Origin of the sequence: Ralstonia sp. GX3-BWBA (genome assembly GCF_003290055.1) — a bacterium.
GTDB classification, from domain to species: Bacteria; Pseudomonadota; Gammaproteobacteria; order Burkholderiales; family Burkholderiaceae; genus Ralstonia; species Ralstonia holmesii.
The window spans coordinates 21,717-36,791 of sequence record NZ_QMKS01000016.1; the positions used below are offsets into that span (position 1 = coordinate 21,717).

Consider the following 15,075-nt stretch of genomic DNA (forward strand, 5'->3'; position numbering starts at 1 on the left):
GTGAAACACAAGACATGGACGATGGTGCTGGCTGCGGCGTTGGCAGCCGGCGGCGCTGTGATGGCATCCGCGCAGGATGCCAAGGACAGCACCGCCGCCGGCATCGCGCAGTACCGCGAAATGCTGGCTGACGGCAATCCGGCCGAACTCTGGGAAGCCGCAGGCGAAGAACTCTGGAAGAAGCCCGCCGGCCCGAAGCAGGCCTCGCTGCAAGCGTGCGACCTGGGCCTCGGCCCCGGCGTGGTGAAGGGCGCATACGCCAAGCTGCCGCGCTTCTTCAAAGACACCGGCCGCGTGATGGACGCCGAACAGCGCCTCATGTACTGCCGCATGACGCTGCAGGGGCTGACCAAGGAAGAGGCTTCGGCGCGGCCGTTCTCGTCGCCGGGCAAATCGTCGGACATTGAACGGCTGATGGCTTACGTCGCCTCCGAATCGCGCGGCGCGGCCATCGACATTCAGCTCGCCCACCCCGAAGAAAAGCGCGTGTACGAACTCGGCCGCCGCATGTTCTTCTACCGTGGCGGCGCGTACGACTTTGCCTGCGCCACCTGCCATGCCCAGCCGGGTTTGCGCATCCGCCTGCAAGACCTGCCCGATCTGCTGACCGCCGACGGCGCGCGCTATGCGTATTCCACATGGCCGGGCTATCGCGTCTCGCAGGGCGAGGTACGCACCATGCAGCACCGGCTGTACGACTGCCTGCGCCAGCAGCGCTTTCCGGAACCGCTCTACGGCAGCGAGGTGATCACCGCGCTGGAGATGTTCCTTGCCCGCAACGCCAACGGCGGCAAGATGGACGCGCCGTCCATCAAACGATGAGGCCGCAAATGATTCGAATGACCCTCATCACGCTGGCACTGGCTGCCGGCACCGCGCACGCAGCCGACGCCACCTCCAAGGCCGTCACCGCGCCCAAGCCCGACGCAAAGGCCGACGCCGCGCTCGCCAAGGTCATCCACGAAAGCTTTGTCTCCAAGGGTCCGGCCACCGTGGAAGGCGTGACCGAGCGCGACGACGTGCAGAAGATCTGCAGCCAGTTTGCCGACCGCAACGCCGTGCCCGCCGCCGTGGCCAAGAAGCTGGAAGACGCACAGCTCAAGACCATCCATTACCCCGCTGACAACAAGTTGCTGGGCGACTGGAAGGCCGGCGAGAAGACCGCCCAGAACGGCCGCGGCATGCAGTTCTCCGACCCGGCCGGCGGCGCGAACGGCGCCAACTGCTACGCGTGCCACCGCCTCTCGAAAGACGAAGTGTCTTACGGCACCATCGGCCCGTCGCTGTACCAGTACGGCAAGCTGCGCGGGGATTCGGAAGCGATCCTGCGCTACACCTGGGGCAAGATCTACAACTCCAACGCGTATGCGGCGTGCTCCAACATGCCGCGCTTCGGGCACAAGGGCATCCTGACCGAGCAGCAGATCCGCGACGTGATGGCGTTGTTGTTCGACCCGGCATCGCCAGTGAATCAGTGAACCAGTGACCCAATAACGCCATGCACACGCTTCGACGGTTCCTGATGTGGGCAGCAGCGGCGATGGTGTTTGCCGCCACGCAGTTTGCCAATCATGCACAGGCCGTTGAAGTGGGCGATGTGGTTGCGCTGCCCGACCTGCAGTTGCTCGATGGCACGCGCGTGCCGGGCGATGCGTGGCGCGGGCACCCGGTCATCATCGCCACGTGGGCATCGTGGTGCCCGTTCTGCGCGCTGCAGAACCCGCGCCTGCAAAAGCTGGTCGACGCCACGCGCGGTACTGACCTGCGCATTCTCACCATCAGCATCGACGCCAACCCGCAGCTCGCCAAGGACTACGTCGCCAAGCGCAACTTCACCTTTCCGGTGACGATGGAAACCGACGCGCTGTGCGCCGCCACCGGCCCGCGCAAGGGGCTGCCCGAACTGCTCGTGCTCGATGCCAAAGGGCGGGTGGTGCGCAAGGAAGTCGGCGAGATGCTTGAAGACGACGTGGCCGACCTGGCTCGCTACGCGCACAGCAACACACCATGAACCGCCGCGAATTCGTTCAAGCCCTGGCGATTGCCGCCGCCGCCGGCCTGCGCCTGACCGACGCCCACGCTGACACGTTCAGCTACGACGTACCGCGTTTTGGCAACGTCCACCTGCTGCACTTCACCGACTGCCACGCGCAGTTGCTGCCCATCGAATACCGCGAGCCCAGCGTCAACCTGGGCGTGGCGCAATGGGCCGGGCAGCCGCCGCATCTGGTGGGGCACGCGTTGCTCAAGCGGTACGGCATTGCGCCCGGCTCGCGCGCCGCGCACGCGCTCACGTCGCTCGACTTTACCGAGGCTGCCCGCCGCTACGGCCGCATGGGCGGCTTCGCGCATCTGGCCACGCTCATCAAGCGCCTGCGCGCCACGCGCCCCAATGCGCTGCTGCTGGACGGCGGCGACACGTGGCAGGGCTCCGCCACCGCGCTGTGGACGAACGGCCAGGACATGGTCGACGCCGCCCTCGCGCTGGGCGTGGACGTCATGACCCCGCACTGGGAGATGACCTACGGCGCCGACCGCGTGCGCCACGTGGTCGATCACGATTTCAAGAACAAGGTCGCCTTTGTTGCGCAGAACATCCAGACCGCCGACTTTGGTGATCCGGTGTTCGACCCGTATGTGCTGCGCGAGCTGAACGGCGTGCCGGTCGCCATCATCGGGCAGGCTTTTCCGTACACGCCCATCGCGCACCCGGCTGATTTCACGCCCGACTGGACCTTCGGCATTCAGGAAGAGCGGCTGCAGAAGATGATTGACGAGGCGCGCGGCAAGGGCGCCAAGGTGGTCGTGCTGCTGTCGCACAACGGCATGGATGTCGACCTGAAGCTCGCCTCGCGCGTGCGTGGGTTGGATGCCATCCTGGGCGGCCACACGCACGATGCCGTGCCCGCGCCCGTCAAGGTCAGCAACCCGGGCGGCGTGACGCTCGTGACCAACGCGGGCGCCAACGGCAAGTTTGTCGGCGTGCTCGATCTGGATGTGCGCGGCGGCACCGTGCGCGACATCCGCTATACGTTGCTGCCCGTGTTTGCCGACCTGCTGCCGCCAGACCCGGCCATGACGGCGCTGATCAACCGCGTGCGTGCTCCGTACCAAGACAAGCTGGGCGAAACGCTCGCCACGAACCGCGGCCTGCTGTACCGGCGCGGCAACTTCAACGGCACGTTCGACCAGCTCATCGTCGATGGCCTCATGCACGCGCAGGGCGCCGAGATTGCCTTCTCGCCCGGCTTCCGCTGGGGCACCACGCTGCTGCCCGGCGAGGCCCTGACCATGGAAGCGCTGATGGCCCAGACCGCCATCACCTATCCGGCCACCACGCTGACCGAGATGACCGGCGCCATCATCAAGACCGTGCTGGAAGACGTGGCCGACAACCTGTTCAACCCAGACCCGTACTACCAGCAGGGCGGCGACATGGTGCGCACCGGCGGCCTGCGCTACACCATCGACCCGAAGAAGCCCATGGGGCAGCGCATTACCGACATGCGCCTTGGCCCGGGTGACGGCAAGCCCATCGACGCCGACCGCCGCTACAAGGTGGCCGGCTGGGCCGCCGTATCGCCCGAAGCCCGCAAGGCGGGCGGCCGCCCCGTGTGGGACGTGCTGGCCGACTGGCTGCGCGACCAGCGCGAAGTGACTGCCGGGCCGCTCAACACGCCGCGCATTGTCGGCATGGAAGGCAATGCGGGCATGGAAAACGCGGGTTGAGCCCCGATTGAAAGCGCCCGGGGAGTTCGGGTAGACTCATTTTTCACGGGCCGATAGCTCAGCTGGGAGAGCGCCGCGTTCGCAATGCGGAGGTCGGGAGTTCGATCCTCCTTCGGTCCACCACATAAGAAAAAACCAACCGTTTTCGGTTGGTTTTTTGTTTGCCCGTTCCCTCCAGTGTTGGTGGAGGTTCGGCTACCTAGCCCGCGTGAAAGATTGATTAGACCGTTCCGCCGACGCCCTTAAACTTTTCTACGAAAGCGGCGATCTTCCGAAATACGTTTTGCTTTTTGGACAGGTATTGCGGATTTAGCGGACTCATCTTGGGCAAGAGGGCATTGAGTTCGGTCCCATTGTCACTGGCAAATTCACGCTTGAGCGAGGTGGCGATATAGCGTCTCGCTGCTTCCGCATTCAGGCTTTCGTCGGTGATCAACTCTTGCGCCTCGCGCTGTTGCTCCGCTTGGGCAAAGGTGAAGAAGGCATCAATCACACTGGCTTTGTCGCCAATCTGATCCAGATCGGTCTGATTGATGAAGTCCACCAGCAAGCTCTCTTTGGCGCGGTTGGCTACCGCTGCGGCGTATCGCAATGCTGTACACAACTTTTGACGGAAAGCGCCCGCACCTGGGGCGAGCAAGCCCGCTCACGCCGTTCGAATGTTGGAGCGTGAAGCGCGAGCCTCGGACTGTCGAATTCGACTCTCTGAGCCTGACGCTCGACCCTCAGACAGTGGATCGTGACCCTCAGACAGTGAAGTTCGAGTGTTTGAGGCTCAAACGCGACCCTCAGAGGGTCGAATTCGACCCTTTGACACTGACGCTTGACCCTCAAACAGTGAAACGCCAGTGTTTGACCCTCGCGTTCCACTCTCTGAGGGTGAAGCGCCACTGTTTGAGGCCGGAGCGTGACCTTCCGACCGTCGCTGCTGGCGAATCAATAATCCAACTTTCGCCGCTGTCCCCATCGCTATAATCCATTCCGCTGCCGCACCAACGGCAGCCGGGTTTGGCGACCTGCACTGGTGGCTCTGGAGAGACGATGCTTCGCGCATCGCCTCCGCACACCCACGCACGCACTACGGCGGGCCGGGTGGGGAGACCGCAAGGTCTGCCGGTGCTCCAGAGAGCCGGTTCGCCAGCCCCGCCGTCAGGCCCGCCACCTCGTCTGGCGATGAGTTGCCGGGCCTCCCACAACCTCTGGAGGCTCTATGCCAAATGGACCAAGCGGGCACCGCCCCGCGTCTTACCCATCTCCACCTGCACCACCCACGCACGCGCCCACGTCATCCGACACCGGCAGGCTCACCAAAAACCGCACCTACCTGAACGGCGCCATCGCAGCGCAGGCGTATCTCAAGCGCACACGCACCGCCATGCGCACACACGGTCAATGCCGCCCGGGCATGCTGCGCGAGCAGCTTCAACATCTGTCCGCGCACGCATTTCCGCCAGCCTTCATCAAAGGCTTTGTGGATGCGATTGATGCGTACGTATCGATGTCGCTCGGGGGCCGCGATGTCGATCCGCAGACGTGGGATGTGTTAGCCGCCATAGAGCGGCGGGGCTACAGCCAATAACAACAGATTGACGCATTCCCGTGACGGGCGGGAATGCCGGGGCAGAGTCGGGGTGACAGTTGGGCGTTCGCTGCGGCGCCGAGAAAGAGCACGTTCCGAAGGGAGTAGTTGGCGTACGACGGGGTCCTCAAAGTCGACAAGCGCCGCGATTGTCGGGCGGCAATCGGCCAGAAGCGGTCTTTGGCATAGCTGAGAGGCGTGTTGTTGCGGTTAGCCGCTCTTAGGTGACTGCAGATCTGACATTGCGACCTAGTGCGTATGACGGTGGTGAATATCCGGGTAATGCGGATGTTTGTGCACCAACGGTTCGTGCCGGTGGGCATGCACGTGCGGCTCTTTTCCATCCCACTGGAAGTCGTGCTTGTGCTGGTGATGTTCATCATGCCGATGGGCATGTGTGTGCTCCATCGGCTCGTGCACGTGCTCATGCTCGTGCCGTTCCCGCAGATGTAGCCAGACACCGAACCCCATGAAGGCTGAAGCCAGCCAGAACAGGAACCCAGGTATCTCCGGCCAGATCAGGAAGGCAATTACCACGCCAAACAGCGGTGCGACGGAGAAATACGCCCCCGTGCGCGCGGTGCCAAGGTGCCGCAGCGCCACCACAAATAGCGCCAGGCTGATGCCATACCCGGCAAAGCCGACAAGCATCGCCGAGATGAGTGGTACCGCCGCAGGTAGTGCATTGCCAGCCGCCAGCGCAAAACCGGTATTGCAGGCGCCGGCGACAAGGCCCTTCAGGCACGCGATCAACACTGCGTCGTTGGACGAGACATTGCGCGTGAGGTTGTTGTCGATCGCCCAGCAAGCGCAGGCCGCCACAATCAGCAATGCGCTCGGCGACAAGCTCGCGGCATCAGGCTGCCACGACAGCAGCACGCCGCCCGCAACGATGGCAATCATCCCCAGCACGATCTGGCGGTCGGCGTTTTCCTTGAACACGAGCCACGCGATCAACGCCGTGAAGACGCCTTCGACGTTGAGCAGCAGCGATGCGGATGCGGCCCCGGTTTGCGTCAACCCCGTCATCAACAGTGCTGGGCCCGCCACCCCGCCAGCGAGGATGGCACCGAGCAGCCACAGAATCTCGCGGCGCGGAATAGCCGGCCCAGACTGCGCGGTCTCAGAGGATTTGCCTATCAGCCGCCGAGCCAGCAGTACCCCTGCCAACCCAAGGCCGCTACCGAGGTAGAGCAGTCCCGCCAGCAAGATCGGCGAAATCGAGCCGGTCAGGGTCTTGGCCAAAGGCGTGCTTGCGCCGAACAGCAGCGCAGCGGCCAAGGCAGGGCTAGCGGAGCGAATGGACATGACGACAGCCGTGGTTGAGCAGATGTCCCAATTGTCGCGCGTTCGCAGCGTGTTAGGCGCCAGGTTTCATGACACGCATCACAGAGTGACGATCAACGTCCTTCAAGGGAAGGTAAATCTCATGCGTTGCGGGGTCGATCGCCAAGCTGTGCGCATTCGGCCCCACGAAGCCTTCGCTGGCTTTGGTCACACCTGTCGCGGCGACATGGAAGATCGACAGCACGCCGGATTCACCGGCTACGTAGAGCTGGCCGAGATCGGGGTCGTAGCCCAACACGTCGGGCGTTCCTTTGGCATTGAAGCTTGCGGTGAGCTGCTTGGTCTTCAGATTCAAGACAAGCAAGCGGTCGGTATCCTCGCAAGCAATGAACGCCAGTCGTAGCTTGGGCTCGATCAGCAATCCGTGGTTTCCGTCGGCGCCGGGCAACGGAATGCGGTCAACGATTTTGTCCGTGCGCGGGTCAATCTCGATCAAGGTCCCGCGTCCCTGGACGTTGACAAGAATGTGCTTCGAAACCGGGTCGTATTGCGTATTCCCCACCGCACCACCCAGCTCGATGGTAGCGATTCGCTGGTTGGTGCGGGCGTCGATCACCGTTTCCGTGTTGCCGGTCTCGTCGGAGACATACAGCTTCCTGTGACTGCCACGGTGCGCTCGCCGCCGGGTAGCGTGAAGCGCCAGCGTTCGTGGACTTGCTCGCTCCAGATATACCGAAGGCAGTTGTGTCGCCGCAGGTCATCCACCTTGGTTGGCGCGCCATGCTGTTCGATGTACGACGGCGCTGCGCACAACGCGCGCCGGTTGTTGTCGAGCAGTTTGATGGCCAGCAGGGATGAATCGGGCAGCGCCCCGTAGCGCACGGCGAAATCCAGCGGCTGCCGGATGAGATCGGCCGCCCGGTCGCTCAACTTCAGGTGCACCGATAAGCCGGGGTGCTGGTGCTGAAAATCGTCGAGCCACGGCAGCAGCAGGTTTCTTCCGAAATCGGACGGAGCAGATAGCCGCAGCGGGCCGGAGAGTGCTTCCCTGCCACCGGCCAGCGCCTGTTCGCCTTGTTCCCGCGCGCCCAGCATGACGCGCGCATGCGGCAGGTAGCGCTCTCCAGCTTCTGACAGTTGCATGCTGCGCGTGGAACGTGTGAACAGGCGGGCCTCCAGCGCCTTTTCCAGCCGCTGCACAGATGCGCTTGCCTGCGCAGGTGCGATGTTCAGTTGGCGTGCCGCCTCCGAGAAGCTGCCGGCGTCAGCCGTGTGCACGAAGATCTGCACGTCATCGAGGCGGATGATTTTCATTGAAATGCCGAAAGTGTTTGGGCGTGCCGCCCGTTTATCCGCATATCGCTGAAAGATAGCATGGCCCTCATTCACTCTCTGGAGAACGTGCATGAAAGCCATCGGTTTCTATCAGAACCACCCCATCGGCCATCCGCAGGCGCTGCAAGACATCGAGTTGCCAACGCCTGCGCTTCGCGACCATGACGTGCTGGTGGAAGTCAAAGCGGTGTCGGTCAACCCGGTCGATACCAAGATCCGGCGGGGCGGAGACATCCCAGAAGGGCAGGCGCGTATTGCCGGCTGGGACGCAGCGGGCATCGTCCGCGCGGCCGGCCCGTTGGCCACGCGCTTCAAGCCAGGTGACCGTGTCTGGTATGCCGGCGACATCACGCGGCCCGGCACCAACAGCGAACTGCATGCCGTGGACGAACGCATCGTCGGCCCCATGCCGGCATCGCTGGATTTCGCGCAAGCCGCATCGCTGCCGCTGACGGCAATCACTGCGTGGGAACTGCTGTTTGATCGTCTGCGCGTCCAGGCTGCCGATCCGACCGAGAACAACGTGCTGCTGGTGACCGGAGCTGCGGGCGGCGTCGGTTCCATCCTGACCCAACTGGCGCGCGCGCTGACGGGGATGACCGTGATCGGCACGGCCTCGCGGCCGGAAACCCGTGAATGGATGCTGGCGCACGGCGCGCACCACGTCATCGATCACCGTCAACCGTGGGCGCCTCAATTGGCAGCGCTTGGCATTGAACACGTCACGCATGTGGCCGGGCTGAACCAGAGCGCCGCTCACGTACCGCAGATCGCCGCTGTGCTTCGCCCCGAGGGGCAATTCGCCCTCATCGACGACCCGGTGGATCTGGATATCGGCCCGTTCAAGGGGAAATCCATTTCGATTCACTGGGAACTGATGTTCACGCGCGCCATGTTCACCACCGCCACCATCGCCCGACAACACGCCTTGCTGCGGCGTGTGGCCGAACTGGTCGATCGCGGCGATATCAAGCACACCCTGACGCAGCGCATCGATGGCATCAACGCCGCGAGCTTGATCCAGGCGCATGCGCTGGTCGAAGCCGGAAACATGATCGGCAAAGTCGTTGTCGCCAACGCCTGAACCCTGCAGACATCTTAGAAGGAGCCTCACCATGACATCCCCCATCGTCCCCACGGCAACGATCAGCCTGGAAGCCGCGCAAGCCTTGCTGGCCCAGGCGCGTCGGGCCTGTGCCGCGCGCGGGTTTGCCGCGACCATCGCCATTACCGATGCAGGAGGGCACCTGCGCGCGTTCGAGCGTGCGGACGCTGCGCCGTTCCTGACCGCTGACGTCGCCATCAACAAGGCATGGACCGCAGCATCGTTCGGCATGGCCACGCATCAATGGAACCAGTACATGGCCGAGCCTGCCGTTGCCCCGCTGGCGCACCACCCGCGCCTGATGCCGGTGGGTGGCGGCGTGCCGATCTTTTACGAAGGGCGCCTGGTGGGTGGCATCGGTATCTCCGGGGGCAGTTCTGCCCAGGACCACGAGGCCGCCGAGGAAGCATTGCGTAACACGGGGTTTCTGTCCTGAGCTGTGAGCCAGCCTACGCGCTGCTCCTCGTCGTTTGCAATGGCGCATGGGCGGTGACAACCCGCCCAGCCGATGACCTCAACCGCGCCTTCAGTTCTTCGCTGGCTTGATGCAGTGCTGCACGCGTTGCCGGCACGCCGGCAAGCGCATTGAGCAGGCCGGGAGGGGCGCGTTTCCGCTGAGAATTGTTGAATTGCCTCGGCAGGGCCCCTTCCATAGACTCCGCCCCTGGAAAATTAAGGGGAGGCTCCTCCCTCTCCCTAGTCATCCATGCAGTCCTAGCTCGCCTCGGCCACCCGTCCCGGCCGGGGCCTTTTTTTGTCAGACGGCATGCCGATGCGGCAACGACACGTTGCAGTACAGGGCTGCTTTCCTCGACAGCAATCAGTCTTTCTGCGCAAGCCGAGACAAGACGTCGGCGAGGGCGCGGATCTTGGACTGGGCGGCTCGTTGGGATGGATAGACGACGAAGTACGACAAGCCGTTTTTCGCCACGTCGATAAAAGGCGTGACCAACGTCCTCGCCCGCAGGCGGTCTCTCGCCATCCGCGGGTCACCTATTGCAACGCCATGCCTCGCCGCCGCAGCGGTGAGCGTCAACTCGAGGGTATCGAAAACGAGCCCACGGTCTGCGTCGATGTGAGGTGCCCCAACGCTTTCCAGCCAGCACCGCCACTCCTCACGGCTCTGTCCGGGATGGAGCAAGGTGACATGAGCAAGATCGGCCGGCGATCCAAGCGATGCAGCTATCTCGCTGGTGCACATCGGTGTGAGTTGCTCGGCAAACAATGGAACCGCATCCATACCCGCCCACTGGCCGGTTCCCCGAACGACGATGGCATCGACGTCAGGCGTAGTGAAATCCGGCGTGTCGTCGGCCGATGTGGAGATGCGCAGTTCTGTTCCAGGCAAGGCGTCATTGATGTCTGCCAGCCGCGGCAGCAACCAACGAATCGCAAACGTGGATGGCACCCGCAGAGTGACGACGGACGCTGTCTTGGCGTGGATGTCTGCGTGTTGAACCAGTTGCGTGAGGATGCTGACGGCTACGGTCAGCAGTTCGCTTCCTTCCGCCGTCAGTGTGAGTCCTGAAGCGTGGCGCACAAAAACTGCACACCGGTAGTGCGATTCCAGTTGCTGGATCTGACGGCTCACCGCGCCCTGTGTTCGACACAGATGATCTGCGGCTTTGCTGATGCTCCCGAGTTGCGCCGCGGCGACGAATGACTGGAACGCTGCCAGCGGCGGCAGTGCCCGCGTCAGATCGGCCAAGGGGTATGCATGGGCTGCATACCCGGGTTGCGGATTTTTCGATTGTTCGGACATCGGTGCATCGATATCGTGCATGCATCTAGCGCGCGACCGCACGAGCGCGCGGAGTTGTCAACGAATGACCGGAGAATGAACATGGCCTCATCGTCGGAAGCACTATACACGCGGCAGGTTCGCAACTATCTCAGGGAATTGGAGCGCGGCGATGTCGCGGCGATCTGTGCGTTGTTCACGCCCGATGCCCAGATCTTCTCGCCGTTTCTCGGGTGGATGCACCCCGCGCCGTTCTTTGCGAGGGTTGATGCGGCATCTGGTGAAAGCAAAATCACGCCAATCGACATCTGCGTCAGCACGATGGGCGCCCGACGTGCGACCGGTTACTTCATCTATGACTGGGGGCTCAAAGATGGGACGGCAGTGCGCTTTGAGTGCGTCGATGTTTTTGAATTTGACGACAATGGGCTCATTGAGCGAATGATCATCGTCTACGATACCCATCCGATTCGCAGTACGGTGGGCGACAAATATGCGTAGCCAGTCTAAGTCGTTCGGAACTGGCGGCCCCTGGCGGCCAAAGGCGGCGGGTCGATACCGTCATCGTGGTCGTTGACAACCCCCGAGCACCCGCTCGCAGCATTCAACTCTGACTAGAATGGGGGCCCGCCCACAGATGACCTCTCGAATGACGACGAAACAAAGAGTTGCCACTGCGCTGCTTGGCGCGCTCGCCTGGATCATCATCGACCAGGCGACGAAGGCCATGTTCAAGCAAATATTGACGCCCGGCGAAGTCGTGTCATTGCTTTCAGGAAGCCTTCTCGTTCTACCCACCTATAACCACGGCGCGTTCCTAAGCCTCGGGGCGGGAATGTCCGATGCGACTCGCAATATCGTTTTCATCTATGGCGTTCTGGCGATTCTGGTCGGCCTGTTCGTGTGGCTGTTGCGTTCACCCAGGCTCGGCCGTACCGAAGTCATTGCGGCAGCTTGCATTCTGGGTGGAGGGCTCAGCAACCTGTTCGATCGTTGTGTCTACGATGGCCGGGTTTTTGATTTTCTGAACATAGGCATCGGGCAGTTGCGAACGGGTGTATTCAACGTCGCAGACATTGGAATCATGCTCGGCGTGGCACTCATTCTCTTCCGTGGTGTAAAGCGCGGGCCTACTCTGCCAGGGGCCTCGACGGCCTGAAGAATGCAGGCCCCCAGCGAGCCTGCTGTTCTGCTGCCCGCGAACCTGCCGTGCTACTGACGATCAACGGCGTTGATGGCTTGGAGCACCGAACGGCCGGTATCAGTCAAACGCGCGCGGCGGCGATGTCCTTCTGCCGAGCGCTCCAACATCACCAATTGCCGCTCCAGTAACGAATCCAATTCAGCGCGATTCATATCCACCTGCTCTGGTGACTGACTGACCAGCATCAAGGTGGCAAATTCGTGTGCACTCAGCATCTTTGTCTCCTAGTGACAAACAACCGTAACCAGGGGGCACGGTGCCAAATGCAGGCGCGCAAGGCGCGCGCCCGCTTGCATGGCAAAACAACGGTCGGTGAGGGGATCAGCCGGCCTGCACTTCGATACGCCGCGGTTTGGCTTCATCGCGGCGTGGGATCGTCAGCTTGAGCACCCCGTCGCGCAGTTGAGCGTCGATGCGCGAGGCATCGAAGTCAGGGCTCAGCACAAAGGTGCGCGAGAAATGCGGGTGCCGAACTTCGCCGTGCTGCAGACGCAGTCCGGGTGGCGTGGGCACCATCAATTCGGCATCGACGGTGAGCGTGCCATCCTGCACGCGAACATCGAGCTTCTCGCGCGGCACGCCCGGCAGATCCGCATACAGCGTGATGCCCTGGCGGTTCTCGAAGATGTCGACGGGAGGCGCCATGTGGGTCTGTCGCGCGGCCGCCTGTTCGGCCGTCTGCTTTGCAACCGCCGCCTTACCTGGCTGCGCATGGGTCGCCAATTGGGTGGTGTCATTCATGATGTGCTCCTTCATGCTTGCGCAGGTGCGGCTTAGCCTTGCACCCTGATCTGACGAGGCTTCGATGCCTCCGACTTGCCCACGCTGATGGTCAGGCAGCCGTTGACGTACCGGGCGCTGACTTTGTCTGGGTCGACGTCCTGTGGCAGCTCAATCACACGACGGAAGGCGCCCGTGAAGCGTTCGTCGGCATACACGCGCGTCTCGTCGGTGAGCTCGAAATCGGGGCGCTTGCGCTCGCCGCTGATCGTCAGCAGCCCCTTGTCGATCGAGACATCGATCTGCGCGGGGTCGAGCCCCGGGGCGAACGCGACGATCTCTACCGAGTCATCGGTGCTGCCAATGTTGACGGGAGGAAAGGTACCGATGCGCGTTGCGCGCAGGCTGGCGGGTGCCCCCGCAAAAAGCGTGGCCATCTGCCGTTGCAGGCGATCGAATTCGCCCAGCAGATCGGTGCCAAAAAACAGATCGCTCATGGCTGGCTCCTGAAGGGCCCGCACGGAGACTGAACCGAACTACGCGCTCCAGTTCATCGATCCGTGGCGGGCCACTGACAAACAAATCGAAACACGCAGCGCGAGAACCGCGACTGCATTGACGAAACCTAAAATAGGGAAGCGGGCAGAAATTTCAAGAGGCCCATTGGGTGCTGGACGAAGAACACATGCGCAAACGCGTGCTACGTCGCCCTATCGCCGAAGGCTTGCGGGGCCCCGTCCAAGCACTGACCCGGTCCAGAGAGGCCCCTATTGCCCGCACATCCGGCACAGGGTAAAAATCGGTCTATTGCCCAATGTAGACCCGGAGTCGCCTACCCCATGGACCAACCAGCCAAGCTCAATGCCGATTCCCTGGGTGTCGTCGAATCGGTAATCATGGGGATTGCCGGCACGGCACCGGCCTACAGCATTGAGATTACGACTTCCACCATCATCGGGACGGCTGGCACGCAATCGCCGGCGAGCATCCTGGTGTGCGGGCTCATCATGTTTGGCATCGCTTACGCGTTCATCAACATGAACCGCGCCCTGGCGAGTGCCGGCACCTCGTATTCGTGGGTGAGCATGGTGTTCGGGCGTGCGCTCGGCTTTCTTGCTGGCTGGGCGCTTCTGGTTTTGTGCTGCGTGTTCATGGTGTCCGCCATGATTCCGGCGGCAAATGCCACACTGCTCATCTTTGATCGGCCCATGATGAACAACGTGCATTACGTGACGTTGATCGCTGCGGCATGGCTCACGATTGTCAGCGCGGTGGTCGTCAAGGGCATCAAGCTCACCAGTTACGTGCAGGTGCTGATGACGATTGTCGAGGGCATCATCCTGCTGGTGATCATCGTCGCGAGTTTCATCGTGTTCCCGCATACGCCAGCGCATCCGTTCTCGTGGGTCTGGTTCTGGCCTTTCGCGTTTACGCCCAAGATGTTCGCCAACGGCGCGTTGGTTGCGATCTTCTTCTTTTACGGCTGGGACGTGACGATGAACCTCAGCGAAGAGACGCGGGACGCGAACCACACACCTGGTCGGGCCGCGTTCTGGTCGATGGTGTTCTTGATGGCGTTCTTCCTCATCTTCATCGTCATTACGCAGCTGGGCCTGTCCGATGCTGAGATTCAGCACTACAACACGAACATCATTTTTGCCATTGCTGAGAAGTTGTTTGGACCGACCTGGGGCTACGTCGCGATCGTTGCGGTATTGCTGAGCACGGTGGGAACGGTCGAAACCCAGATGTTGCAGTTCACGCGCACGCTGTTTGCCAAAAGCCGCGACGGTGCACTCCACGCGCGCTATGCGCGTCTGCATCCGGTTTGGCGCACGCCCCACATCGCCATCTTCTTCATCTGGATCACCGGGCTCGTACTGCTGTTCATGTCGTCTTATCTTCCGACGATCAACGTCATCCTGCAGGATTCGATTACCGCCATCGGCTTCCAGATTTGCTTCTACCTGGGGCTCACCGGCCTTGCCTGCGGCTGGTATTACCGCAAGGTGCTGATGCAGGGGCCGTGGGTCGCCATCACCCATGTCATCTGGCCGGTGGCAAGCGGGCTCTTCCTGTTCTTCATCGCGCTCTACAGCATCCCGACCTTCGACTGGGTTACCAACGTCGTGGGGATGGGAGGCATCGCCATCGGCGTCATTCCGCTGCTGCTGAACCGCAAAAAGATCTGGTTGGCGCGCTCAGCCTGAGCCGGCTCTGCCAGAGCGGCTGCGACGCGTTCCGCTCGACAATCGGGGCGCCGAATGCTGTCAGCCTGCACTGACAGCGCCTGTGTATTGACCTACAGAAACAAGGGCGCGCCCGGACAAGACAATTGGCGTCCCCTGATAGCGACGGCCGGGTGCCCCTCCGAT

Annotated in this window: 18 protein-coding genes and 1 tRNA gene; 11 read left to right on the forward strand and 8 right to left on the reverse strand. The window is 62.4% G+C overall.

What is annotated here, in order from left to right; translation table 11 throughout:
* Window positions 1-21: 21 nt before the first annotated feature.
* The 5 genes from soxA (at window position 22) to DOD19_RS16500 (ending at window position 3,852) form a co-directional block, all read left to right on the forward strand.
* On the forward strand, window positions 22-822 hold the full coding sequence (gene soxA / locus DOD19_RS16480) for a sulfur oxidation c-type cytochrome SoxA (RefSeq protein WP_112186654.1): 801 nt from the start codon (window positions 22-24) through the stop codon (window positions 820-822).
* Entirely contained in the window at window positions 819-1,478 is a 660-nt protein-coding gene (gene soxX / locus DOD19_RS16485) for a sulfur oxidation c-type cytochrome SoxX (protein WP_112186656.1), read from the forward strand. Before soxA ends, soxX begins: the two co-directional genes overlap by 4 nt.
* Before the next feature lie 20 nt (window positions 1,479-1,498).
* Entirely contained in the window at window positions 1,499-2,011 is a 513-nt protein-coding gene (locus tag DOD19_RS16490; protein WP_024977299.1) for a TlpA disulfide reductase family protein, read from the forward strand.
* Window positions 2,008-3,729, forward strand: coding sequence for a thiosulfohydrolase SoxB (gene soxB / locus DOD19_RS16495; RefSeq protein ID WP_112186658.1), 1,722 nt, complete (start codon window positions 2,008-2,010; stop codon window positions 3,727-3,729). Before DOD19_RS16490 ends, soxB begins: the two co-directional genes overlap by 4 nt.
* A 47-nt stretch (window positions 3,730-3,776) precedes the next feature.
* A tRNA-Ala gene (locus DOD19_RS16500) sits at window positions 3,777-3,852 on the forward strand.
* A 97-nt stretch (window positions 3,853-3,949) separates the two neighbouring features.
* On the opposite strand, the gene DOD19_RS16505 is transcribed toward DOD19_RS16500, so the two are convergent.
* Complete coding sequence (locus DOD19_RS16505) at window positions 3,950-4,369, reverse strand: hypothetical protein (protein WP_239498023.1); 420 nt, start codon at window positions 4,367-4,369, stop codon at window positions 3,950-3,952.
* 570 nt (window positions 4,370-4,939) lie between these two features.
* Between DOD19_RS16505 and DOD19_RS16515 the strand changes: the two genes are divergently transcribed.
* Window positions 4,940-5,308 carry a hypothetical protein gene (locus tag DOD19_RS16515; RefSeq protein WP_112186662.1) on the forward strand — a complete coding sequence of 123 codons (369 nt, stop codon included), beginning with the start codon at window positions 4,940-4,942 and terminating at the stop codon, window positions 5,306-5,308.
* A gap of 249 nt (window positions 5,309-5,557) precedes the next feature.
* Here DOD19_RS16515 and DOD19_RS16520 read toward each other — a convergent pair whose 3' ends face one another.
* Genes DOD19_RS16520 through DOD19_RS16530 form a run of 3 tightly spaced genes read right to left on the reverse strand, consistent with a single transcriptional unit; the run spans window position 5,558 to window position 8,011 of the window.
* Window positions 5,558-6,616, reverse strand: coding sequence for a DMT family transporter (locus DOD19_RS16520; protein ID WP_112186664.1), 1,059 nt, complete (start codon window positions 6,614-6,616; stop codon window positions 5,558-5,560).
* Between the two features lie 52 nt (window positions 6,617-6,668).
* Window positions 6,669-7,211, reverse strand: coding sequence for a hypothetical protein (locus tag DOD19_RS16525; RefSeq protein ID WP_343226195.1), 543 nt, complete (start codon window positions 7,209-7,211; stop codon window positions 6,669-6,671).
* Window positions 7,208-8,011 (reverse strand): LysR family transcriptional regulator, encoded by an 804-nt coding sequence (locus DOD19_RS16530; RefSeq protein WP_343226196.1) that lies wholly within the window; start codon window positions 8,009-8,011, stop codon window positions 7,208-7,210. The genes DOD19_RS16525 and DOD19_RS16530 overlap by 4 nt, the downstream gene beginning before the upstream one ends.
* Here DOD19_RS16530 and DOD19_RS16535 point away from each other — a divergent pair.
* Both DOD19_RS16535 and DOD19_RS16540 read left to right on the forward strand, forming a co-directional pair.
* Window positions 8,001-9,014, forward strand: a complete 1,014-nt coding sequence (locus tag DOD19_RS16535; RefSeq protein ID WP_112186666.1) for a zinc-binding alcohol dehydrogenase family protein — start codon at window positions 8,001-8,003, stop codon at window positions 9,012-9,014. The genes DOD19_RS16530 and DOD19_RS16535 overlap by 11 nt on opposite strands.
* A gap of 31 nt (window positions 9,015-9,045) precedes the next feature.
* On the forward strand, window positions 9,046-9,471 hold the full coding sequence (locus DOD19_RS16540) for a heme-binding protein (protein WP_112186668.1): 426 nt from the start codon (window positions 9,046-9,048) through the stop codon (window positions 9,469-9,471).
* A 384-nt stretch (window positions 9,472-9,855) separates the two neighbouring features.
* On the opposite strand, the gene DOD19_RS16550 is transcribed toward DOD19_RS16540, so the two are convergent.
* A complete protein-coding gene (locus DOD19_RS16550) occupies window positions 9,856-10,797 on the reverse strand; it encodes a LysR substrate-binding domain-containing protein (RefSeq protein WP_112186794.1) in 942 nt (313 codons plus the stop codon).
* A gap of 81 nt (window positions 10,798-10,878) precedes the next feature.
* On the opposite strand from DOD19_RS16550, the gene DOD19_RS16555 reads away from it, so the two are divergent.
* Together DOD19_RS16555 and lspA are read left to right on the forward strand one after the other, a co-directional pair.
* Window positions 10,879-11,277: a nuclear transport factor 2 family protein gene (locus DOD19_RS16555; RefSeq protein ID WP_024977318.1), complete on the forward strand. Its 399-nt coding sequence runs from the start codon at window positions 10,879-10,881 to the stop codon at window positions 11,275-11,277.
* 148 nt (window positions 11,278-11,425) lie between these two features.
* Window positions 11,426-11,935, forward strand: a complete 510-nt coding sequence (gene lspA / locus DOD19_RS16560) for a signal peptidase II (protein WP_112186796.1) — start codon at window positions 11,426-11,428, stop codon at window positions 11,933-11,935.
* A 53-nt stretch (window positions 11,936-11,988) separates the two neighbouring features.
* Here lspA and DOD19_RS16565 read toward each other — a convergent pair whose 3' ends face one another.
* The 3 genes from DOD19_RS16565 to DOD19_RS16575 all read right to left on the reverse strand — a co-directional run bounded on the left by DOD19_RS16565 (window position 11,989) and on the right by DOD19_RS16575 (window position 13,197).
* On the reverse strand, window positions 11,989-12,195 hold the full coding sequence (locus tag DOD19_RS16565) for a hypothetical protein (RefSeq protein WP_024977320.1): 207 nt from the start codon (window positions 12,193-12,195) through the stop codon (window positions 11,989-11,991).
* 106 nt (window positions 12,196-12,301) lie between these two features.
* The gene (locus tag DOD19_RS16570) at window positions 12,302-12,721 is read right to left on the reverse strand and encodes an Hsp20/alpha crystallin family protein (RefSeq protein WP_112186798.1); all 420 of its coding nucleotides are present in this window, start codon (window positions 12,719-12,721) and stop codon (window positions 12,302-12,304) included.
* A 32-nt stretch (window positions 12,722-12,753) separates the two neighbouring features.
* Window positions 12,754-13,197, reverse strand: a complete 444-nt coding sequence (locus tag DOD19_RS16575) for an Hsp20/alpha crystallin family protein (protein WP_024977322.1) — start codon at window positions 13,195-13,197, stop codon at window positions 12,754-12,756.
* Between the two features lie 342 nt (window positions 13,198-13,539).
* On the opposite strand from DOD19_RS16575, the gene DOD19_RS16580 reads away from it, so the two are divergent.
* Window positions 13,540-14,910 (forward strand): APC family permease, encoded by a 1,371-nt coding sequence (locus DOD19_RS16580; RefSeq protein ID WP_024977323.1) that lies wholly within the window; start codon window positions 13,540-13,542, stop codon window positions 14,908-14,910.
* Window positions 14,911-15,075: the final 165 nt, after the last annotated feature.

Bases quoted from the DNA above. Each gene is read 5' to 3' on its own strand.
- DOD19_RS16570 (WP_112186798.1), bottom strand. From the start codon at position 12,721: ATGAATGACACCACCCAATTGGCGACCCATGCGCAGCCAGGTAAGGCG.
- DOD19_RS16540 (WP_112186668.1), top strand. From the start codon at position 9,046: ATGACATCCCCCATCGTCCCCACGGCAACGATCAGCCTGGAAGCCGCG.
- DOD19_RS16550 (WP_112186794.1), bottom strand. From the start codon at position 10,797: ATGTCCGAACAATCGAAAAATCCGCAACCCGGGTATGCAGCCCATGCA.
- soxB (WP_112186658.1), top strand. From the start codon at position 2,008: ATGAACCGCCGCGAATTCGTTCAAGCCCTGGCGATTGCCGCCGCCGCC.
- DOD19_RS16490 (WP_024977299.1), top strand. From the start codon at position 1,499: ATGCACACGCTTCGACGGTTCCTGATGTGGGCAGCAGCGGCGATGGTG.
- DOD19_RS16575 (WP_024977322.1), bottom strand. From the start codon at position 13,197: ATGAGCGATCTGTTTTTTGGCACCGATCTGCTGGGCGAATTCGATCGC.
- DOD19_RS16515 (WP_112186662.1), top strand. From the start codon at position 4,940: ATGCCAAATGGACCAAGCGGGCACCGCCCCGCGTCTTACCCATCTCCA.
- DOD19_RS16580 (WP_024977323.1), top strand. From the start codon at position 13,540: ATGGACCAACCAGCCAAGCTCAATGCCGATTCCCTGGGTGTCGTCGAA.
- lspA (WP_112186796.1), top strand. From the start codon at position 11,426: ATGACGACGAAACAAAGAGTTGCCACTGCGCTGCTTGGCGCGCTCGCC.
- soxX (WP_112186656.1), top strand. From the start codon at position 819: ATGAGGCCGCAAATGATTCGAATGACCCTCATCACGCTGGCACTGGCT.
- DOD19_RS16555 (WP_024977318.1), top strand. From the start codon at position 10,879: ATGGCCTCATCGTCGGAAGCACTATACACGCGGCAGGTTCGCAACTAT.
- soxA (WP_112186654.1), top strand. From the start codon at position 22: ATGGTGCTGGCTGCGGCGTTGGCAGCCGGCGGCGCTGTGATGGCATCC.
- DOD19_RS16535 (WP_112186666.1), top strand. From the start codon at position 8,001: ATGAAAGCCATCGGTTTCTATCAGAACCACCCCATCGGCCATCCGCAG.
- DOD19_RS16530 (WP_343226196.1), bottom strand. From the start codon at position 8,011: ATGGCTTTCATGCACGTTCTCCAGAGAGTGAATGAGGGCCATGCTATC.
- DOD19_RS16565 (WP_024977320.1), bottom strand. From the start codon at position 12,195: ATGCTGAGTGCACACGAATTTGCCACCTTGATGCTGGTCAGTCAGTCA.
- DOD19_RS16520 (WP_112186664.1), bottom strand. From the start codon at position 6,616: ATGTCCATTCGCTCCGCTAGCCCTGCCTTGGCCGCTGCGCTGCTGTTC.